Origin of the sequence: Chryseobacterium sp. 'Rf worker isolate 10' (assembly GCF_050753305.1) — a bacterium.
In the GTDB taxonomy this organism is placed as follows: domain Bacteria; phylum Bacteroidota; class Bacteroidia; order Flavobacteriales; family Weeksellaceae; genus Chryseobacterium.
Genome location: NZ_JBOZOF010000008.1, coordinates 1 through 21,960, shown reverse-complemented (window position 1 = coordinate 21,960; position 21,960 = coordinate 1). Strand labels below are relative to the sequence as shown.

Here is a 21,960-nt window from a genome sequence, read left to right as displayed (position 1 = left end):
AAAAATTTTAAGAGATGAATACACTAACAATACTTGCCTTATCTTGGCAGCATATCCTTATCGTAGCAATACTTTTAGTATTACTATTTGGAGGAAAGAAAATTCCGGAATTAATGAGAGGAGTAGGTTCAGGCATCAAGGAATTTAAAGATGCGGTAAAAGAAGAAGACAAACCAGGTTCTGAAAACAAGTCTTCTTCTGACAATAGTAATAATTCTTCAAGCAACTAAAATTCCTTAGAATTAATGAAATTTACTGAGACTGCATGGAAAGTCTTCAATCAAGCTATTGAAGACTATCACGTGTCTGATGACGTTAACACTCTAATTGATAACCCGTTCGAAAAAGATAGTTTGGAACGGATTTTGTATGCAAAGAACTGGATTGATACCGTTCAATGGCATCTGGAAGATATAATTAGAGATGAAAATATTGATCCGGCTGAAGCTCTTCAACTCAAGAGAACAATAGACGCCTCCAATCAGAAAAGAACTGACCTGGTAGAATATATTGACGGCTGGTTCCTTAATAAGTTTGAAAATATAACTCCTAAACCTGAAGCAAAAATAAATACGGAAACTCCCGCTTGGGCAGTAGACAGGCTATCAATTCTTGCATTAAAGGTTTATCATATGTCGTTAGAAGCTAACAGAGAATCTGCTTCTGAAGAACACAGAAACAATTGCCAGGCTAAACTGGATGTTCTGCTTACTCAGAAAGAAGATCTGTCAACTTCTATAAATCAGTTGCTTGCTGATATTGAGAACGGTAACGTTAAGATGAAAGTATACAAACAAATGAAAATGTATAACGATGAAAGTCTTAACCCAATCCTTTATCAAAAAGGGCAACAGAAATGAAACGACTAATTTTTCTTGGAGTACTTATCATATTAACATCTTCCTGCGCAACGGAAAAGCTTAACCTTTCTCCGTTGTCAAATAATTTTTATAGTGATACCAAAGGTTCTGATTCCGACAGAGGCTCAAAGAAGAATTTTAATATCAATATTAAAGAGAATGTAAATGCTTCTGAAATTTCAAACATGGTCTCTACCTTTCCCAAGTTTAAAAACAACGGGCTGAATGATGAGATTACAAGTTTGAAATACAGTCTTCAGAATTATTTATATGCCATTGATGCCAATAATTCTACAGGAAAGAGCAGAGCCCTTAAAAGCTTTGAAAAATCTTATAAAAAAATTCAAAAGCTAAGGCAGAATCTTGACAGAGATGACGATGAAGTTCTCAACAGATATCTGGTTCGTTTAAAAACCAATATTTCTGTTATTGAAGATGCTTTGCCAGGAAGTTAAAAACTAATTTGAACTATCAATGATTAAAATTCAGGCGGAAGCCAATGTTCCTACAGAGCACGGTACTTTCCGAATGATAGCTTTCTCCGAAAACGTCAACGACTGGATGCCGCATATGGCTATTGTTGCAGAAAATACAGATTTCTCAAAACCAGTGAATGTTCGTTTCCATTCAGAATGTATTACCGGAGAAGTTTTCCATTCAAAAAAATGTGAATGCGGCCAGCAATTAGATGCTGCAATGAAATATATCCATGAAAACGGTGGAATTATCATCTACCTTCGCCAAGAAGGAAGAAACATCGGGATCATCAACAAGCTGAAGGCATACTCCCTACAGGAAAAAGGTTTGGACACCGTACAGGCCAATCTTGAACTGGGACTTCCTGCAGATGACAGAAACTTTGGCGTAGCCATTGAAATCCTTAATCTGTTGGATGTAAAAGATATCAACCTTCTGACGAATAATCCTGAAAAGGTAAAATATGTTGTAGACAGCAATATTCACCTTAATTCTAGAGTACCGCTACAGATTCCTGCGAACGAAATAAGCAAAGGATATCTGCAAACAAAAAAAGACTTCTTTGGACATCTTCTTGATGACAATGATAACTAAATAAAACAAAAGCTTCAGAATAGTTTCTGAAGCTTTTATTTTTAAGACAACTGATATAAAACTGATTCGAGATTCAAGGTTATGGGGTTTATATTAATTTAATACTACTATCTATCCCTGAATCATTATTCTGTTAGAATATATTTTTCAGATATAAATCAAAAGCCCCGGAAGATGTTCTCCCGGGACTTTTTTAATTATAAAAAACTGAAAAGATATTCTAAATTATTTAGTCTTAATTTTAGACTCATCAATATTGTAATACTTAATTACACTCTTGTAATCATTGTAATCTACAGTACCAGTACCTTTAGCAGCTACTTTTGCACCACCAGTCCCTGTTGAATTTGCAGGAAGAATAAGAACTCTGAAGTTTTTATTCTGATAGTAAGATGGATTAGCTGTTAAGCTGAATGTAGAAGTAGAGTTAATATTAATCGTAGCGCCAAACTTGCTGAATTCATAAATATAATCTACAGCATCTTTATTGGCATTACCTACGTAGTAAGTGTACGGTAGAAGTTTCCAAATAGGTGAACCCGCATCATTTCCAATCTGCATATAAATAAGAACCATATCGGCTTGTACTAATGGGCTTTTAAAATCATCACTCCATCTGTAAAGATTATCATTAATTCTTGTAAAACTAACATTTGTTAAATCAAAAGCCTGGCTTATCGTATCATAATCCTTTCCCTGTACAACAACATCATCCTTGTTATCACAGCTATAAGCAGTAAAACCTACAGCGCCCAGGAATAAAAAGAGAAGTATTTTTTTCATTTCTTATTAAAGTTTAGTTATTATTTATATTGCGTATTCAAATCATATACCAAAAATCTCAAAAACTTTGTTTTCCTCATTTTTTTAATCGTATTTTTGTTCTTATTCAAAAAGTCATGAAGAAATTATTATATACTTCACTCTTTATTGTCGCATTGATAAGTCCTAAGGTGAATGCCCAGTATCAGCCTAAAAATGCTTCTAAGGAAGATTTGAAAAAGGCTCAGCAATGGGTGGATAAAACATACAAAAACCTTTCTCAGGATGAAAAATTAGGACAGCTTTTTATTATTGCGCTTTATACCAATAAAGGAGAAGACTATATCAGCCAGGTAAGAAATATTGTTACAACAGATAAAATAGGCGGTCTGATTCTAATGCAGGATGACGCAGCAAGGGAAATCAATCTGGTGAATGAATTTCAGCAAAAATCTAAAATACCTTTAATGATCGGGATGGATGCAGAATGGGGACTATACCAGAGAATTGCAACGGCTCACAAATTTCCATGGGCAATGACATTGGGTGCTATTCAGGATAAAAATCTTGTGTATCAGCTGGCGGCAAAAATTGCCGATGACTGTCACAGAATGGGAATCAACTGGGACTTTGCTCCTGTAGTAGATGTAAATACCAACCCTGATAATCCTATCATTGGGAACAGAAGTTTTGGTTCTGAGGTAAATAATGTAATCAGCTCTGCCCTATCCTATTCTAATGGTCTTCAGGATAACAATATATTAGCAGCTATCAAACATTTTCCGGGACACGGAGATACCAGCACAGACTCACACCTTGATCTTCCAGTGGTTTCTCACTCGATGGACAGGCTTAATACAATAGAACTGGCACCATTCAAAGCTTTGATGAATAAAGGAATTGGTGGTGTAATGGTTGCTCATTTATATGTTCCAAGCTTAGAATCAGGAAAAGGAATTCCAGCCTCTGTTTCTAAAAACATCATTACAGGATTATTGAAAGATAAACTAGGTTATAAAGGTTTAATCATTACCGATGCCTTAAACATGGGCGCTGTAGCAAATAAGTACAAACCAGGTGAACTGGATGCTATGGCATTTAAAGCAGGAAATGATATTATGCTTTTCTCCCAAGGCGTTTCTGAAGGTAAAAAACTGATTCAGAAAGCTATTGATAAAGGAGAAATCCCGCAATCCAGAGTAGAGGAAAGTGTGAAAAAAATTCTCTTGACCAAATATTTCCTTGGACTGACTCAATACACTCCAAAAAATCCGGAAAATATCAATGCTGACCTGAATAATAATTCTCATACTACTTTGGTACAGAATCTTTATTCTAACGCATTGACTTTATTAAAAGACGAAAAGAAATTACTTCCTCTTACAGGAAAACAAACTTATTATGTTCCTCTGGAAGAAGCACCTTATCAGACTTTTGCCAACAGATTGGGAAATAATGTAATCATTAAAAAGGCTGGCGAGATTAATACGATACCTGCCGGATCAACGGTAATCGTAGGTTTCCATAAAGATAATTCAACCGCTTATAAACCTTATAAAATTTCAGCAGAATCAAAGAAAGTGCTTTCTGATCTTACCAAAAATCAAAATGTAATACTGAATGTATTCGGAAGTGCTTATGCATTAAAAGATATTGATATTTCAAAAGTTTCAACAGTTCTTGTTTCTTACGAAAACAATGATGATTCAATGAATGCTGCTGCAGATGCTTTTAACGGAAAAACAAAAATATGGGGTAAACTTCCTGTACTGGTTAATGATCAGTTGAAACCAGGAATGGGTATAGAGCTTAATGCAACTACCTCAGCTACTACCAAATAATACAACATCAAAAACAACAATAATCTAATGAAAATAGGCATACTTTGCTATCCAACATACGGAGGAAGCGGAATTGTAGCAACAGAATTGGGAATGTCTCTTGCGAATAAAGGATATGAAGTACATTTCATCAGTTCTGCACTTCCTGCAAGATTAGACATCACCAACCCGAATATTTTCTTCCACAGGGTAAATGTTCAGACCTATCCTCTTTTCCAGTATCAGCCTTATGATATTGCATTGAGTTCGATGATCTACAGAGTTGTCAATCTTTATAAACTGGATCTGCTTCATGCACATTATGCCATTCCTTACGCATATGCAGCCTTTACGGCAAAGCAAATGCTTCGGGAGGATAATAATGATATTCCTTTGGTGACTACATTACACGGCACAGATATTACCCTTGTAGGCCAGCACCCAAGTTATAAACATGCAGTAGAATTTTCCATCAATCAATCAGATGCGATTACTTCAGTTTCTGAAAGTCTGAAAAAAGATACCCTTCAGTTCTTTAACATCAAAAAAGAAATTCAGGTAATTACCAATTTTATTGATAATTCTGAATTTGACGACTGCTCTGAGTGCCAGAGAACACAGTTTGCCAATCCTGATGAAAAAATTCTGATTCACGTATCCAACCTGCGTCCTGTAAAACGTGTGGATGAAGTACTTCAGATCTTCAAAAATGTGGAGAAAAAAGTAAAATCCAAGCTGATCATCATTGGTGAAGGTCCGGATATGGAAAAAGTCAATCAGTTTTTGGAAGAAAACCCGGAGCTTATTTCCAAAATCCGTCTTTTAGGAAAGGTGAATGATTTGTATAAAATCTTACAGCTTTCCGATGTATTTCTTCTTCCTTCGGAGCAGGAAAGCTTCGGTCTGGCGGCTTTGGAAGCGATGGCGGCTTATACTCCGGTCATCAGTTCCAATGCAGGAGGAATTCCTGAAGTGAATATTCAGGGTGAGACAGGATACCTTGCTGAAATCGGGAATGTGGAAGCCATGAGTAACTATACTATCAAGTTGTTGAGCAATGACGAACTTTTAGCCAAAATGAAACAAAATGCGAAAGATCAGGCTATAAAATTCGATTTGAAAAATATTCTTCCTATCTATGAGAAAATGTATAGAACAACCATAGAAAATTTTAATAAGGAGCTGACGAAAGTATAATATTTCTATTATATTTATCGTCATACTTATGACGGAAAAACTACTTCAATATCTTTGGAACTATAAGATTTTCAAACATTTTGACTTCAAGGATATTGAAGGGAATTCCGTTGAAATCATCCATTTTGGAAAATGGAATAAAAATGCCGGACCTGATTTTCTGGATGCTAAAATCAAAGTAAACAGCTTACTTCTCGCAGGAAATATCGAGCTGCATGTACGTTCTTCAGACTGGATTTTCCATAATCATTCCCAGGACCCCAATTATCAGAATATCATTCTCCATGTAGTTTTCTTCACGATATAGATATTCATGAGCTCACCGGAAAAAATGTTCCAACTTTGGAGCTGAAGGATTATATTGATGAAAATATCTTCCGGAAATATGAAAAATTTGTTGACGAAGAAGAATTTATCGCCTGTGAAAACATATTCGATACAGAAAAAATCCCTGTCAATTTTCATGAAGAAAATATTCTGAAAAAGCTGGATGAGAAATCTTCAGAACTTGAGCAGAGTTTAATTCATTATAAAAATAATTTTGAAGCTGTTTTATTTCACAGCTTTGCTTATTCATTTGGTTTAAAAGTCAATGCTCATATTTTCCGGCAGATTGCTGAAAGTATAGATTATAGCATCATTAATAAAATCCGTCAGAATCCTATTCAGCATGAAGCTTTATTGTTTGGGATTTCAGGCTGGCTTAATGAGCCACAGGACGATCAAATGAAGATTTGGAAAAGAGAATTTGAATTCATTAAAGCCAAGTTTTCTATTCCAGATCTTACTTTTCATCCCAAATTTTTACGTTTAAGACCTCCCAATTTTCCAACAATCCGCCTTTCTCAATTGGCAGATCTTTACAAACATCAGAATTTATTCTCAAAAATCATGGAAGCCAAAACTGCTGATCAGTTGTACAATATCTTCGGTTCTATAAAAGCCTCTGAATATTGGAATTCTCATTTTAATTTTGGAAATATTTCCAAAGTACACCCTAAAACATTGAGCAAAGAATTTATTGATCTACTTATTTTAAACACAGTGCTTCCTTTAAAATATGCTTATCACAGATATCACCACGAAGAAATTACAGATGAAATTATTGAACTGTACAAATCTATTTCTGCTGAGAAAAATACCATCATTACAGGCTGGAAAAAACTGGGACAGGAAGTTGCTAATGCATTAGAAAGCCAAAGTATGATCTATCATCATAAAACCAATTGTGAAACAAAAAACTGCCTGGCATGCGGCATTGGATTTAAACTTTTAAAAGAATAGACGTAGATAATAGAGACCTACGAGAAAAACCTGTATCAAAAAAATTCCTTAACTTGCAGTATTGGATTTAAACTTTTAAATAACAATCTGGAAATGCTGAGTAATATCCGTCATAAAATGGAGAGAGAGTGGTTTGGTGTACTGACAAGAATGGGTGCCAAGCTGGGGATTCCCGTATCTAAGCTGAGAATCTTCTTCATCTACTCTACTTTTGCCACAGCCGGTTTTTTCTTCCTGATCTATCTGGGACTGGCATTTACACTTTGGATTAAAGATATTTTCATCACCAGAAGACCTAGCGTCTTTGATTTATAAACTATGGAATTTTTACCGATTACTTCAGCTGAAGATCATAGAGTTCAGGAAATCTATACTTCTTACACCACTACTTTTCCTGTAGACGAACAAAGAGATAAAAAACAGTTTGAGGGTTTATTTTCAAATCCACATGTAAGGTTCATGTCTGCCATTCATGAATCTGAAGCTATTGGCTATCTCATTCTTTGGGAGCTCAGCTCTTTTGTTTTTGTTGAACATTTTGAAGTGTTTGAAGCATTCAGAAGTAAAAAACTGGGTTCTCATATTATGAATCATTTATCAGAAAGTTATCCGAATATTATCTTGGAAATTGAACCAGCGGAGCTGAGTGAAGATGCTTCAAGGCGCTATACTTTTTATCAGAGAAATAATTTTAGCCTGATTGATACTACTCATGTACAGCCAAGTTATGGAGAAGGAAAAAAATCTTTGAATTTGTGGCTGCTTGCTAATTATACTCCAGAGAATCTGGAAGAGCTTAAAAACGAAATTTGTAATACTGTTTACGCTTAAAATATAAAACGCCGGAATTGTTTTCCGGCGTTTTTTTATTTTTTTACCACAAAAGGCACAGAAGTTTTAAATACTTAAGTTTTTTAGAGCAAAGCTTTATGCATAATGAGTGCACCTAAGTTTTGTAAAAATCTTTGATTTTCATCTTATGTGAGCTTTTATGGGATATCATTTTAAACTTACTTAACTAAGCAAGAGTGTTTTAAAATAAATGCTTTTGTGACTTTTGTGGTTTTATAAAGTTTAGTAGACAACTTTTCTGTTAATTCACTTCATATTCCAGTTTGATTGTGATACTGGCTTCTTTTTCTTTGGAAGAGGTATTGAAAGTTCCTCCATATGAATAGTCTTCATTAGAATTGGGTGCTGTAATCTGAATAACTCCCATGGTTGCTTTCTTTAGATTTCCCAGACTGCTTCCCGAGTTTTCCGCAATTTTTTCAGCACGTTCTTTAGCATCTTTTGTGGCACTGGCAATCATTTCCTGCTTTACTGTGGCCAATTTAGTATAAAAATAGGCTGGTGAGGAAGAAGTGAATTCAATTCCCCGATTGATTATTTCTGTAATATTTCTGGACAGATTTTCTATTTTCCCTACTTCTTTACTTTCAATAGAAACTTTCTGAGTAAGATTATAACCTGAAAATTCTCCCTGTACATAATTCCCATTAGAATCATTATAGCTTCTGAACTGTTTCTGAATGTCTACAGAAGAAAATACAATCTCCTTTTGCTGTATTCCTTTTGAAAGCAGATAGTCGTTGATTACTTTTCTGTCTGTTGCCAGCTCATCATAAGCAGATTTCAGGTCTGCATTGTTTTTGGAGAAACTTCCGGACCAGGTGATCAGGTCTGAAGTAAACTGTTTTATACCAAGCCCTGTCACAGAAATTGTATTTTCAGATTTGTTTCTGTTTTTAATGGCATTTCCTAAAAACCCAAGCCCAATAACGAAACCTAGCGCAGCAATTGCTACTGCAAAAATGTTTTTATTCATAAAATTTGTGAATTGAATTGTTGTTACAATAAAGATTATATCAATTTCTATTCCATTATTTTAAGGTTTCTTTAACATTTTAAGAATGGAAAATCTTAAAGCAGATAAACCTATTTTTGATTCTGTTTCAGCCTTTCTATAAAAAGAGGGACAGTTTCTTCTAACCTCAATAGGACGCCGGAAAGATTTCTTGCTTTTACGTACGTTCGTACCTGAGGTTTTGCTAAAAATGAAAACTGAATAAATTCTGAAATCCTGTCTTCCGGAATTCCCGCCTTCACAAAATATTCATCATCTATTCTCTCCCGAACCCATGCAATGTGCTCCTGGAGATCATCATATTTATATTGTCTTTTCTGTCTTCTTGCTTTCCCACTGATCAGATCATATACCCCCTGAACATTCAGGTTTCCTAAAAGTATCGGCAAAAGAACGCTTTTCACTTCTGCCGGCTTTTCTCTCATCTTTCCGACAGGCTGAGGAAGTCCTACAGCATCTCTTACCTGCTCCCCTTTATCTACTTTGGCAACAATCCGTGAATCTGTTTCCAGATCTCCCGTGAGCTTTTTTATAATCTTTACTTCACCTACATCTTTCGGAATCTGATAAAGAGTAATAAACAACGGTGAATTGATACCATTGGTAAGAACTCTTCTGGATGTCCTGTTGAAATCTTCTTTCACAAATCTCAGTTCATCATTAGGATTGGCATCTATTGAAAATATTCCCTGTACATCAGAATATACTTTTTTGTCGGTAGACATATTGATAACGATTACTTTACTTAAATCTCCACCGGCTTCATCTACTATTCGTCCTGTCACAGTCTGCTGAGAAAAGATAAAACTACTGCACAGCAGCATAAGAAAAAGAAAAATTTTTCTCTGCCCCAATGCTTTAATATTTTTAATGAAATAATTCAATTTTTATAAAAGTTATTCTTTAGTTCCTTCTAGTTTATTCGTTTTACTGTATTCTGCAAATGCTATTTTAAGTTCATATTCTATATCACTTATCTGAAAATCTTTCCTAAATCTTTTTGCCAGTGAACGTGTTTTTTCTGCATAGAGAAGAAAACTATCAATCTGCTCTTCATCCATCCCATATTTTTTCAGGAAACCCAGATTGATTTGATTTCTTACTCTCATAAGAAAATCCTGGGTTTCATTGTAATTGGCTTTAGTAATTTTAGGCTTTGTTGCTTTTTTTACCAGCCCAGCTACAGCACTTAACACGCCAAGTACATTTACCTGTCCTGCATTAAAATCATGCCCTGTAAAAGTTTTTGATATACTATTATTTGGCAAAGGCCGATAAAGCGGACTTTTCATATAATCCTCCAGATCAGATTTTAATGATTGAAGTTTTCTGGATTCATTCAGATGCTGATTATCTTTTGCAAGATTTCCTGTAGGTTTATATTTTATTTTTACCTCCGGAATCTGGATCTCCATCCTTTTCAGAATAATATTCAACGGAGAATTAAAATCTTCTCCGGTAATTTTTTTATCAACACGGTAATATCCTTCTTTTACAAATCTGATCTCATCATTTTCTTTTGCTTCGATCTCAAATTTCCCGGACATATCACTTAAGAGACTTTTGCCATTTGAAATATTAACAACAAGTGTGGGAGTTAAATCCAGTTCACTGGCCGTTATCACCTTTCCAGATATTTTTTGCTGTGCCCACATTCCTGATGCAAGACAAAAAAGTACAATAAATAAACTTTTGCTGATATACTTTATTTCCATCTATCTTTGAGTTTGTGGTGCACGATAAGATGAAATTCTTGTCAGGACAAAACTTTGAAATCGGTTCAGGTCTGCATCGCTGCAGAATCCATATTTAAGGATTTTTTTTCTTTCGAAACCACCTGCAAAAACATAATAAATAAAATGATCTATCAGTACTTTTTCTATCTTAAGATTGGTAAAATAGTCATCTCCAAGACTGGCTCTGATATATTTCATCAAATCAACATCATCCCATTTGTCTTTCACTTTTCCTATAGAGAACCCCTGCCCTTTTGGCTGCACAAATTCTCCCGGTTTTGCCGCTAATATTCTTGGATCTGATTTCTGAGCAATATATTGGTCTATCTCTTTGATCAATTTTTCTACCTTTTTAGGTCTATTATAAAGTTTTGAATCTATTTTCAGGTTTCCGGTAAGCCCTTGTTTCACTTCAACTTCAGGAATCAGAATAGTCTGGCGTACAAGACTTATATTCATCGGGGATTGTGTATTTTCCTGGGAAACCTTTTTTATCAGTCGCTCATATCCTGCTTTTACAAACCTCAATTCATCTCCCTGTTTTCCGGAAATCATAAAGTGTCCATCCCTGTTTGAAACCACTATTTCATCAGTTCGTATGTTGATTACATTTACATCTTGCATTTCAGCGCCGTTTTCAGAGGTAATTCTACCAAATATATAACTTTGGGCATGGGTATGGATAAAAATAATAAAGGATAAGAAAAAGAATAGTTTAAGTTTCACGGGCTATTTTTTATAAAGCAAAGCTAAAATTATTTTTAATTTATACGATAAGTTTAACCACAGTTAACGCGTTTTAATATTTCTTTTTAATTTTTGCCTTCTAAACTGTTAAATCGGTTGATTAAATTGTTAAAATTTCTTTTAAATTTTAGCTAACTTGCAGTCTCAATTCTCTTTCAACAATGCAAAATTCTTACACAGTCATCAATGCTTCAGCCGGATCCGGGAAAACTTACGCCCTGGTACAAAGGCTTTTGATGATCTGTCTCCGCTATCCTAATCAACAGCAGTCGATCAGGAATATTCTCGCTCTGACTTTCACCAACAAGGCAGCGAACGAGATGAAGGAAAGAATTTTATCATGGCTGGGAAATTTCTCAGCGAAAGAATATGCAGAGAATACAGATCTGAAAAATATCCAGAAAGCATTTGAAGAGCAGGGATTAAAAATCACTATTGATGAGCTTCATCACCGTTCTAAAAAGCTATTGGATTACGTTCTCCACAATTATTCCACACTGAATATCGGAACCATTGACCGTTTCAATTCAAGACTGGTAAGAAGCTTTTCCTATGAATTGGGACTGGCGAAAAATTTTAATCTTGAAATTGAAGCTGAACCATTTCTGATAGAAGCGGTTGATAAAATGCTGGATCAGATTGGTGAGAATGAAACGATCTCTAATTCTTTCATGGATTATGTAGACTACAGTCTCGAAAATAATGAAAGAATCAATCTTAATAAAAACCTTTATGATTCTGCCAAAGAATTTGTGAAGGATATTCATTATGAGCATCTGAAAAGCAATAAAAGTTTTGATGATGCCAATTATGAAAATATAAAAAATACACTTCGTAAAGAGATTGTTCATAATAAAAAACAATCTGCTGAGCTGGCTGTCAGTTCTATTGAACTATTCAAATCAAGAAACATTGATATTGAAGATTTTGCACAGGGTAAAAACGGAATTGGAGGTTTCTTTACTAAGGTCATAGATTTTTATCAACAGAAAAGAGCCGGATTTCCTTTTCCTACGACTCAGGAAGAATCTGTTATCAACAATTATAGAAAAGGGGCGTCTTCGAAATCAAAGCATAAAGAATCTGAAATCTTTGAAATTTTAGATCAGCTTCTTGATAACAGAATGAAACTTATTCTTCTGTTCATTGAGACCCAAAAGAAAGAGAAAGTTTTGTCTGCCCTTCTTCCTTTAAAGGTAAATAAGGATATTCAGGATGAACTTCAAAAAATTGAGGAAGAAAATGATCTTGTCCTTCTTTCTAAATTTAATATTCTGATCAATGAAAATCTTAAGAATGAACCTTCTGCTTTTATTTATGAAAAGGTAGGATCGCAGTTTCAGCACTATTTCTTTGATGAGTTTCAGGATACCTCAGAACTGCAGTGGCAGAATTTTGTTCCACTGAGAGATCATAGTGTTTCTACAGAATATACTTCATTTACATTGGTGGGTGATCCCAAGCAGAGTATTTACAGATTCCGTGGTGGAGAGAGTAAACTGATGCTCGACATTATCAACAAAAAAGAATTTTCACCAAAGGAAGCAGATCTTTTGGTATTAAAAGACAACTGGAGAAGTGCAAGAAACATTGTACAGTTCAACAACGAATTGTACCGTTTTCACTCTGAAGGGCTTTTGGAAGAACATAAAAATATTTTTGGAGCAGACGCTGAGCAAAGTCCAAAATCCAAAATGGATGGACGTGTAAAGGTGAATCTGATCGAAAATCTCACGAATGAAGAGTTTTATCAGGATACTTCAGAAAGAATGCGAAAAGATATCCAGGAATGTCTGGATAATGGTTTTAAGTTTTCTGATATCACTATTCTTTGCCGTGGTAATTTTGATATTTTCAGTTATTCCCAAAAACTGGGAGGATTAAAAGTCAATTATCGTGGTGAGGAAACCAATATTAAAACAATTTCCGATAAGGGTCTTACGCTGGAACTTTCCAATACGTTAAAAGCTGTTATTGAATTCCTTCGCTGGGAAATTAATCCCAAGAATAAACATTGTCTGATCATGATGATGTATCACCTGAATACATTGGGGAAAATTCAAATGCCGGATTTCACTTTAAACATGAAAGAGATTCTGGATATTGAAGGCCATGAAGAAATACTTCAGTTTCTTAAGGAGAAATATTCACTTCAGCTTAAGCAGGACAATTTCCCGAGATTCAATCTGTATAATTTCATTGAATATTACATCAACGAATTTTCTGTCGAAAATAAAGAAACTGACTTTTTACTGAACTTTCTGGAAATGCTTTTCAACTTTACACAGAATGCAGGTGCCAGCACAAAAGAATTTTTGAAATATTGGGATGAAGAGGCTTCTTCGTACACCATTCAGGCTTCGGAAAATATTGATGCCATTCAGATCATGACCATCCATAAGTCTAAAGGACTGGAATTCCCGATTGTTTTTATACCTATGATCAATAAAAACAGAGACAGCGAATTTACCAACTGGTTTGATACGAATGAGAATGAAGCTTTGAAGTCAGTCAACATCAACCAGTTTAGCAAAAACCTGGAAGCTTATGATGAAGAAATTCTGTTTTTCAACACTAAAAACTCTTATAAAAATATGATCGACAGGCTTTGTCTGCAATATGTAGCTACAACGCGGCCTGTTGAACAGTTGTTTTTCTATCTTCAAAAAGCGAATAAGACTTCTAATAATCTTGAGCTTCTGGAATTCCTTCAAACCAAGAATCCGGAACAGGCTGATGAATTTGATGTATATGAAGTAAATCCTGAAATGCTGAAGAAATATTCGAAAGATAAAAGTTCATCTTTTAAAACCAAGAATATTCAGGATCTGAAGAATGTCAACGAAAAAAGTACTTCTATCAAGATTGCAACTCCGTCTAAAAATTACCAGGTAAGAAATGAAAAGGTAAGGATCGGGCTTTTTGTACACGAGCTTTTATCAAAGATCAATACAGAAAAGGATATCAGCAAGGTGTTGGAAGGTTATGCATTGGAAGGTCAAATTACTTTGGAGGAAAAAAATGAAATTCAGCTCACTCTGCAGGAAATCGTCCGAACCTATTCGGAATTTTTTGATGAAAAATGGGAAGTAATTAATGAAAAAGATATTATGATCTCTGAAAATGGAGAAAGTCATATATTCAGACCAGACCGTATTTTAAAAGGTGATGAAGGCTATATGATTGTTGATTTTAAAACCGGTGAACAAAAAACCAAGGATGAAGCGCAGGTAGAAGGCTATAAAAATATTCTTGAACGCCTGGGGAAAAAGGTACTCAAAACTCAGATTATCTATTTATAAATTTTTCATAAACGAGTTTACTAAAAAGGCTAATATAATAATTCTTATAAAAGTTATTCAAAATAGAAATGGTTTTGTTATTTTTATTAAGTATGAATAGAATATGATGTATCATTTATTTTGATTACAACCAACCATGAGAATATATTTAATTTCCTTTATAATAAGCCTGATCATCATGTTGATCTCTACAGTGATCACTTATAATATTATTGATATCATAGATCCACCTGTTACAGAGGATGGACACCGCTATATGCCTGTCGGGAATATTCTAAAATCGTTACTGCTAAGTTTTGTACTGGGAGCATTTGTTTTTATTGTTGCCGTTAAAATACAGAGGAAAAAATGATCCTTATTAAAAGTTATAAGTTTTGGCTAAAGCCATATGGATTTTATGACCTTATTAAAAATGGCTAAAGCCCATTTCTATTGAATATGAAGAAAAAATAAAAACCGCTGTTCCATTGGAAAGCGGTTTTATATTTTGAAAAGTTTCAATCTTAAGCGGTTGGATCTGGAGTAAATACTCTCTGTGATAATTCCTGGTCAAAAAGGTATAATGCTGATGGGTTATCGCATACCATTTTGATTTTCGTTACATACTGAGAAGCGCTGGCTTCTTCTTCTACCTGCTCATTGATAAACCATTGCAGGAATGATGTTGTTGCAAAATCTCCCTCTTCGTTAGCATTCTTTACAATATTGAAAATACTTTTAGTTACGATTTTCTCATGTGCCAATGCTTTTTCAAAAATATCTGTTGCATTTTCGAACTCATGTGGAGGTTTTGGGATTTCTCCAATGATAATTTCCCCTCCTACATCGTTCAGATAATCGAACATTTTGTCAGCGTGCATCAATTCTTCTTTGCTCTGTACTCTGAAATAGTTGGCAATTCCATCAAGATCTTTTCCGGAAAACCATGCAGACATTGAAAGATAATATTGAGCGGCGTATTGTTCGTGGGCAATTTGTTCGTTAATTAATTTTGCAATTTTTTCGCTAACCATAAGTATTAAATTTATAGTCAAAAATAGGGAATAAAAGCCCGAAATCAAAAGTTTTAAAGAAAATTAATACATAAAGGATGGAAAAACATCCATCCTTTACACATTAAAAAACTAAAATTACAAGCTGTTATTTTACATCAGAAGTTCCTGTATTCATCGGCTTTTTCATCATTCTTCTTTCTTTCATAGCCATCTTCATTTTCTCTCCTTTTGCTTTTCTGTCAGCCTGCCATTTATCATATTGTTCGGGGTTTAGAATTTTTTTCATGTCGGCATCCATTTGTGCTCTTTTAGCCTGCATTTCCTGCATCTTAGCTTGTCTGTCTACTTTATTTTTTTCGAAATTTGCTTTCATTTCACCTTTCCTTTGGTCTTGAAGAGCTTTTATTTGAGCTACCTGAGACTGGTTAAGATTAAGATCTTTTTGCATTTCCGCAAGACGATCCTGTTGTTTCTGCTCCATTCTCTGCTTCATTTCAACGGCTCTAGCCTGTCTGTCCTGTGGAGTAGCTGTATTGGTTTGTTGTGCCATTGCAAAACTTCCCATTCCGATCAATGCTATTGCTAAAACTAATTTTTTCATCTTTTTAAAATTTAATTAATTGTTATTTTCTAATTGTTTTCTTGTTGTTATATCTTTTTGATTATGAATTAAAACACAAGTTAAATTAGCAAATTCATAAATAATGTTAAATTTCAATAAAAACAAATCAATTAAACACAAAAAAAAGGGCAGATTATAAAAACCTGCCCTTCACACCACTTAAATATAATATATGAAAATTAATTCCTTGCTAAACTGCCTCTAAATCCACCTCCATTACCACGGCTTTCGTGTCTTGAGCCAGAACTTTCAGATCTTTGTCTGAAGCCGCCTCCATTACTGTTTCTAAAACCACCGTTATCTTCTCTTTTTGGAGCTTCTCTTCTCACTTCACTGTTTCCTCTGAAACCTCCGCCATTATTATTTCTGAAGCCTCCGTTATTGTCTGCATTTCCTCTGAAACCACCATTATCAGAACTTCCTCTGAAGCCTCCTCCATTACTATTTCTGAAGCCGCTGTTGTTGGTAGTGTTTCCACTGTTTGTTCCATTATTACCTCGGAATCCTCCATTATTAGAAGTGCTTCCACTATTTGTTCCATTGCTGTTTCTAAAACCTCCATTATTGCCTCTGAAGTTTCCTGAACTTTCTGTAGTTCCTGTATTTCGGAAACTGTTACCACCTCTGTTATCTCTTCTTACAATATCAAAAGTAGGGTTATCCATTCTACGGAATCTTGATCTGTCTACTCTGTAAACATTGATATTGATATTTCTATATCTTGGCATTACAGTATATCTCGGTACATAATACGTTCTTCTGTAATTTTGGAAATATACAATTGGGCTGGAACCTCTGTAATAGTTGTTTTGGAAAACAACAAATACTCTTGGCCCTAAAATTCTTTGCATTGCATAAAACCTGTCATAGTACCATCTGCCTGGATTATATCTGTAGAAATTATTCCATGATGTAAAACTTGCATACAGATTATTCAATCTCATAATCTGATCTACCTGCCATCTGTTTAATCTGTTCTGTACGAAAAATCCGTTCCAGTCGATATTAATAATACTGCTTCTGTAGTCGTTATAATAGCTTTGATAATAATCACTTGGATAATAATCCTGAGGATAATTGTAATAATAATCATCAGGGAAGTAATTTCTATCATCTTCATCGCTGTAACTGCCTCCATCATTCTGATAATAACCATCATCACCCCAACCATTGTTCGGATACTGCTGAGCCGACGTCAAAACGCCCAACCCAAAAGCTAATCCCAATAATATTTTTTTCATCTCTATAGTCGTTAATTGGTTAATATATAGCAGAATATCTTAATTCTATCTTTTTGATACAAATAAAAAAAAGAAGTTAAATCATAAGATCAAACTTCTTTTAAAATATTATTAAGTAATTGATAATCAAGTGTTAAATTTACAATCTTCCACTATCTTTTATCCATAAAGCAATTTTTTCGTTGAAAGATTTTTCCATTTTCAGGTCTTCCAGCTTAGTATGCATTCTGTAACGCCAATAGTGTGGAAAGACCGCTGGATTATTAATTCTTTCATTATCCATTTTCTTATTAGTAAGCCCCGCATCTGTTGCCAGAAACTCCTGAATAGGGAAAATTGCCAGCATCGCTTCATTATACAAATGCTGCTTCATAATGATCTCCGCAAGATGAGGAGTAAGGTCAGCAGGAGCTTTTCCGTATTGTATCAACTGTTGGTTGAAATATTTTTGGGTAAGCGCAGCATCTTCTTTCCACCATTGTCTCAATGTTGAGCTGTCGTGGGAAGAAGCTGTCACTACATTCATATAGCTTGCATTCTTAGGATTATAGAACGGAATATTTTCAGAAGGCATTCGCTGTACTTTTAATGCAATGATGGCTAATTCGTCCATTACCTCAGGTACACATGCAGGAACCATTCCCAAATCTTCTCCGCAAATCAACATTTTGGTTGCATTCAGGATAACCGGAAGTTTTTCCATAGCCTTTTCATGCCACAAATGATCCTGTCTTCTGAAGAAATAATCGTGATACAGCTCGTAAATACCTTTCTGCTCAGCATCCGAAAGGTATCTATAAGATTCTGTATTGTATACATTGAATCTTGGATGATAAACCGTCTTCCCGTTTCGCTCTTCAGGTAAGAACAAAACATTGGCGCAAAGTGAAATCAACTTTTCTTCAAGGGAGCCATATGATTTTTTCTTAAAGAAATTAACCAGCTTTCTCTGGGTATCAAATTCCTCTTTAAAAGCGTAAGTTCCGTTGTCATTGCGATTCATGAATTCAAGAGCTTTACCTCCATCTTCTCCAAAATAATCCCATACGATCTGATTGTTGATAAAAGGCTTACAATATCTGTCAAAATTAAACGGAATCTGCCAAGCCTTAAATTCATCTGCAACAATAGGAACAGCTGGATAAAAGTACCCTAAAATTCCTTGTACAGCAGAAATAGGCATTCTCCATATTCTGAAAAAACCTAGAATATGATCTATTCTCATAGCATCAAAATATTGTTCCAGTGCTTTGAACCTGTTTTTCCACCATCTGTAATCATCGGCTTTCATAGCTTCCCAGTTATAAGTTGGGAATTCCCAGTTCTGCCCTAGTTCTGTAAACTGATCAGGTGGTGCTCCGGCCTGAAAATCCATCCCGAATAATTCAGGTTCTGTCCAGGCTTCCACAGAGTATCTGTAAATACCAATTGGAAGATCTCCTTTCAACGAAATTCCTAGGTGATGCGTATAATCTACAGCATCTTTCAGCTGTACATGCAATTGATACTGTACCCAGGCATGAAGCATTGAGCTATCGTAATCTTTATTTTTTGTTGTAAAAAACTGTGATATTTTTCCTGCAATATACTTTTTGTGAGTTTTCCACTCGTTGAAATTGGGCGTTTTATATTTATCCCTCAATACACAGAATGCAGAATATGGGACAAGCCAATATTCATTATCCTTGATAAATTTTTTGAAGTTTTTGTCTTTATAAATTTTATCCTTTTCTGCATTGAAAACTGCAGTAAGGTATTTCCATTTACCCTCGATCATTTTTTCATAATCAATCAGATCTAAGGTGTTTAACCCTTCTTTTTCAGCTAAATAATCATCAACTAACTCTTCCGGTAAAGAATAATCAAGTTTTTCTAAAGAAATATATTGTGGATGCAACGCATAAACAGATACGGCTGCATAAGGATAAGAATCTGTCCAGGAATAATTAGCTGTTGTATCATTGATCGGGAGAATCTGAATAATACCAAGGTTCGTTTCTTTCGTCCAATCTGCCAGTTTTTTAATATCTGCAAATTCTCCTACCCCGAATCCATCTTCACTTCTCAAAGAGAATACCGGAACTGCAACACCGGCATCATGATACATCTGATATCCTTTAAATCTAAAATAATGATTGGATACTACCTGTAAAACATCAGCTAACTGATTAGATGTTGTACATCTATTTTCTCCGGTTTCTACATCAATAACTCGATTTTGTTTGGTATCGTAAAGACAATACTTGAATTGGATAAATTCATTCTCCGGAATTTCAACAGAAACTTCCCACATTCCAAAATCTGTCTGATGAAGATGAATCGCTTTTTCATAACTCCAGCTTCCTAAAGATGCTGTATTTCCAAAAAGTACAACTCTCCAGTCCGGATTATAAATAGGAGCTTCTATTCTGAATAAATGTGTATGTTTTTTTAAAACTGCTGCTTTTTCAGGAACAAAATCATGTAGTTTGTTGTAAAGAATTTTGTTGTTTAAATAGTTTTCGGGAAAATTTTTGTTATTCCATTCGTCAAAAATGACAAACTCCTTATAATTATGAGGAAAACTAAGGTGGTGGGGAACAAATTCTTCTCTTAATACATTTCCTTTTTCATCTATCACTCTGTATTGATAAGAAATGGATTTTGAAAAGTTATCTACTTCACATTTCCATAAACCATTCTCACCATAAAACATAGTATGGATATGTACTGCAGCCCCTTCTTCGCCAATTACCAGCTGTAAGTTCTCTCCGGAGTTTACAATATATCCTACATTGAAGTATAGTTTCATCTATATTTTTTTTATAAAAGTACATTTTAATATCGAAAAATAAAACTTATTGAATATCAAATAATCATTAAAAGACCTTTTCAAAATATTTGAAAAGGTCTCTATATTGTGTATTATAATCTTTATTTATTTTGTTATAAGAATCTTCTTATTGAATATTGCTTTTCCTGATTCATTGGTAATATTTACAATGTAAGCACCACTCACTAATCCCTTAAGATATACTCTTTCATCCAGTGATTCATTTTTCACAGAAAGATTCTGAGTCATTACATTTTTACCTGACATATCAAAAATATTCAACTGGATATTCCCTTTTACATTTTTATTAACATGAACGTTGATGTAATGCTCTTCCACTTTTGTTGGATAAATATCCAGATCTGCCAGAGTATTAGCCGTAGAGGCTTTATCATTAACAAAGTATTTACTTGCCAAGTCATAGATATGCAATCCCTGTTCTCCCGGAAGCTGCTTAGCCTGTAAAGTTTTCAGATCTACCTCATATAAAGCACCTCCTTTTGCACTTGCAATGATTACCTTCCCTTGAGTATTTACAGCTGATCCATTTACAGAATAGTTATCCGGAATTCCTGCTATCTTACCAACAAACTTAGCTTTTAAGTCTTTTGTCAGAACTTTGAAAACGTTTCCTGAAGCAGAAAAAACATAAAAATTATTATCAGCATCAGCAATCATGTCTCCACCAAATCCTGTTTCCATTGCTGTAAATGAATTTTTTCCATTAGAAGAATCATCTTTAATAATCCCTAAATCATTTACCGTATACTCGCCACTTTTTTTACTGATTTCCAAAAACTGTGTTCCGGCATTGTTTACAGCATAAATATTTCCATTATACCCTGTTGTCATTCTTGTAATATGAGAATTGATGTCACAGGATGAAATTCTTGCTACATTATTCTCCACTAATGTAATCTCCTTAGTTTTAGAATTTAAAACATAAATATTGGAAGAAAACATAGGCATATACACAAGATTATTATTTGAAGAGTCATAGGCAAGAGCTGCCAAAGTAATTGCCTGAGAATTGTTGTAAGAATTCTTATCTTCAGCTACCACACCTTTTCTAGCCTGTGAAAATACTTTTGCTGAAGAATCAGCAGTAAAGATTTTTTCTCCAGAAGTTCCATTAGTAACATCGATTGTTCTAAAATCGCTAAAGGTAATACTTTGAGTATCTTTTCCTGTAATAGCAAAGAAATCTTGTTGTGCCTGTGCATTCACACCAAATAACAGCAAAAATAGAGGGAATAAATGTTTTTTCATAGTATATAGTTTTAGATTCGTAATTATTTTTGATCGTACTAATTTACACAATTTTCAAATTAAAAAATAAAAAATCCCTGGTATTTGAATAAATATTAACTGATAATGATATAGCAGTGTAGATAATCGGTTTATTCTTCTTGATTTTGCCTCCATTGGAGTGAGAGATAGTGGAATATAGATAATAATGAAAGTAAAGATTGAAGATGGGAGCTTGGACAACTTATCATTTACACTGATTGCTCATTGCCCATTACTCATGTATCTGTTGCGGTTGGGTTGAGTTGAGTTGAGTTGAGTATAAAACAAAAAAAATCCTTTATCATCAGATAAAGGATTTTTTAAAAATAAAATAAAAACTGGCGGCGGCCTACT

At 34.4% G+C, this 21,960-nt stretch carries 22 protein-coding genes; 12 read left to right on the top strand and 10 right to left on the bottom strand.

Annotation, left to right across the window (positions count from 1 at the left end; all coding sequences use genetic code 11):
* The first annotated feature begins 14 nt into the window (after nt 1-14).
* The 4 genes from LKL37_RS22510 to ribA are packed head-to-tail and all read left to right on the top strand — an operon-like array spanning nt 15 to nt 1,931.
* Nucleotides 15-230, top strand: a complete 216-nt coding sequence (locus LKL37_RS22510) for a twin-arginine translocase TatA/TatE family subunit (protein ID WP_105704307.1) — start codon at nt 15-17, stop codon at nt 228-230.
* Nucleotides 231-245: 15 nt separating this feature from the next.
* A complete protein-coding gene (locus tag LKL37_RS22505; protein ID WP_431612495.1) occupies nt 246-860 on the top strand; it encodes a DUF4254 domain-containing protein in 615 nt (204 codons plus the stop codon).
* On the top strand, nt 857-1,315 hold the full coding sequence (locus LKL37_RS22500) for a hypothetical protein (RefSeq protein WP_105704306.1): 459 nt from the start codon (nt 857-859) through the stop codon (nt 1,313-1,315). Before LKL37_RS22505 ends, LKL37_RS22500 begins: the two co-directional genes overlap by 4 nt.
* 19 nt (nt 1,316-1,334) lie before the next feature.
* Nucleotides 1,335-1,931, top strand: coding sequence for a GTP cyclohydrolase II (gene ribA / locus LKL37_RS22495; protein ID WP_105704305.1), 597 nt, complete (start codon nt 1,335-1,337; stop codon nt 1,929-1,931).
* A 225-nt stretch (nt 1,932-2,156) separates the two neighbouring features.
* Here the strand turns inward: ribA and LKL37_RS22490 are convergent, their stop codons facing one another.
* A complete protein-coding gene (locus tag LKL37_RS22490) occupies nt 2,157-2,714 on the bottom strand; it encodes a hypothetical protein (RefSeq protein ID WP_431612494.1) in 558 nt (185 codons plus the stop codon).
* A 116-nt stretch (nt 2,715-2,830) separates the two neighbouring features.
* On the opposite strand from LKL37_RS22490, the gene LKL37_RS22485 reads away from it, so the two are divergent.
* The 6 genes from LKL37_RS22485 to LKL37_RS22460 all read left to right on the top strand — a co-directional run bounded on the left by LKL37_RS22485 (nt 2,831) and on the right by LKL37_RS22460 (nt 7,825).
* Nucleotides 2,831-4,534 carry a glycoside hydrolase family 3 protein gene (locus LKL37_RS22485; protein WP_431612493.1) on the top strand — a complete coding sequence of 568 codons (1,704 nt, stop codon included), beginning with the start codon at nt 2,831-2,833 and terminating at the stop codon, nt 4,532-4,534.
* A gap of 27 nt (nt 4,535-4,561) precedes the next feature.
* Entirely contained in the window at nt 4,562-5,710 is a 1,149-nt protein-coding gene (gene bshA, locus LKL37_RS22480) for an N-acetyl-alpha-D-glucosaminyl L-malate synthase BshA (protein ID WP_193546784.1), read from the top strand.
* A gap of 28 nt (nt 5,711-5,738) precedes the next feature.
* Nucleotides 5,739-6,017 (top strand): DUF2851 family protein, encoded by a 279-nt coding sequence (locus LKL37_RS22475; RefSeq protein ID WP_431612492.1) that lies wholly within the window; start codon nt 5,739-5,741, stop codon nt 6,015-6,017.
* 35 nt (nt 6,018-6,052) lie between these two features.
* Nucleotides 6,053-6,994 carry a DUF2851 family protein gene (locus tag LKL37_RS22470; protein WP_431612491.1) on the top strand — a complete coding sequence of 314 codons (942 nt, stop codon included), beginning with the start codon at nt 6,053-6,055 and terminating at the stop codon, nt 6,992-6,994.
* A gap of 93 nt (nt 6,995-7,087) precedes the next feature.
* Nucleotides 7,088-7,309 carry a PspC family transcriptional regulator gene (locus LKL37_RS22465; protein ID WP_027373948.1) on the top strand — a complete coding sequence of 74 codons (222 nt, stop codon included), beginning with the start codon at nt 7,088-7,090 and terminating at the stop codon, nt 7,307-7,309.
* 3 nt (nt 7,310-7,312) lie between these two features.
* Complete coding sequence (locus tag LKL37_RS22460) at nt 7,313-7,825, top strand: GNAT family N-acetyltransferase (RefSeq protein ID WP_431612490.1); 513 nt, start codon at nt 7,313-7,315, stop codon at nt 7,823-7,825.
* A gap of 262 nt (nt 7,826-8,087) precedes the next feature.
* Here the strand turns inward: LKL37_RS22460 and LKL37_RS22455 are convergent, their stop codons facing one another.
* The 4 genes from LKL37_RS22455 to LKL37_RS22440 form a co-directional block, all read right to left on the bottom strand.
* Nucleotides 8,088-8,822 carry an SIMPL domain-containing protein gene (locus LKL37_RS22455; RefSeq protein ID WP_431612489.1) on the bottom strand — a complete coding sequence of 245 codons (735 nt, stop codon included), beginning with the start codon at nt 8,820-8,822 and terminating at the stop codon, nt 8,088-8,090.
* A gap of 110 nt (nt 8,823-8,932) precedes the next feature.
* On the bottom strand, nt 8,933-9,745 hold the full coding sequence (locus LKL37_RS22450) for a carboxypeptidase regulatory-like domain-containing protein (RefSeq protein ID WP_431612488.1): 813 nt from the start codon (nt 9,743-9,745) through the stop codon (nt 8,933-8,935).
* Nucleotides 9,746-9,757: 12 nt separating this feature from the next.
* The gene (locus LKL37_RS22445; protein WP_431612487.1) at nt 9,758-10,576 is read right to left on the bottom strand and encodes a hypothetical protein; all 819 of its coding nucleotides are present in this window, start codon (nt 10,574-10,576) and stop codon (nt 9,758-9,760) included.
* Nucleotides 10,577-11,323 carry a hypothetical protein gene (locus tag LKL37_RS22440; RefSeq protein WP_431612486.1) on the bottom strand — a complete coding sequence of 249 codons (747 nt, stop codon included), beginning with the start codon at nt 11,321-11,323 and terminating at the stop codon, nt 10,577-10,579. It lies immediately after the preceding gene.
* A gap of 182 nt (nt 11,324-11,505) precedes the next feature.
* Between LKL37_RS22440 and LKL37_RS22435 the strand changes: the two genes are divergently transcribed.
* On the top strand, nt 11,506-14,646 hold the full coding sequence (locus LKL37_RS22435; protein ID WP_431612485.1) for a UvrD-helicase domain-containing protein: 3,141 nt from the start codon (nt 11,506-11,508) through the stop codon (nt 14,644-14,646).
* A gap of 136 nt (nt 14,647-14,782) precedes the next feature.
* The gene (locus tag LKL37_RS22430) at nt 14,783-14,998 is read left to right on the top strand and encodes a hypothetical protein (protein WP_431612484.1); all 216 of its coding nucleotides are present in this window, start codon (nt 14,783-14,785) and stop codon (nt 14,996-14,998) included.
* Nucleotides 14,999-15,149: 151 nt separating this feature from the next.
* On the opposite strand, the gene LKL37_RS22425 is transcribed toward LKL37_RS22430, so the two are convergent.
* The 5 genes from LKL37_RS22425 to LKL37_RS22405 form a co-directional block, all read right to left on the bottom strand.
* Complete coding sequence (locus tag LKL37_RS22425) at nt 15,150-15,659, bottom strand: ferritin (protein ID WP_068938790.1); 510 nt, start codon at nt 15,657-15,659, stop codon at nt 15,150-15,152.
* Between the two features lie 127 nt (nt 15,660-15,786).
* A complete protein-coding gene (locus LKL37_RS22420; protein ID WP_431612483.1) occupies nt 15,787-16,242 on the bottom strand; it encodes a hypothetical protein in 456 nt (151 codons plus the stop codon).
* 200 nt (nt 16,243-16,442) lie between these two features.
* Nucleotides 16,443-17,504 (bottom strand): hypothetical protein, encoded by a 1,062-nt coding sequence (locus LKL37_RS22415; protein ID WP_431612482.1) that lies wholly within the window; start codon nt 17,502-17,504, stop codon nt 16,443-16,445.
* Between the two features lie 139 nt (nt 17,505-17,643).
* Nucleotides 17,644-20,295: a 4-alpha-glucanotransferase gene (locus tag LKL37_RS22410; RefSeq protein WP_431612481.1), complete on the bottom strand. Its 2,652-nt coding sequence runs from the start codon at nt 20,293-20,295 to the stop codon at nt 17,644-17,646.
* Nucleotides 20,296-20,421: 126 nt separating this feature from the next.
* Nucleotides 20,422-21,585 (bottom strand): T9SS type A sorting domain-containing protein, encoded by a 1,164-nt coding sequence (locus tag LKL37_RS22405; RefSeq protein WP_431612480.1) that lies wholly within the window; start codon nt 21,583-21,585, stop codon nt 20,422-20,424.
* Nucleotides 21,586-21,960 lie beyond the last annotated feature (375 nt).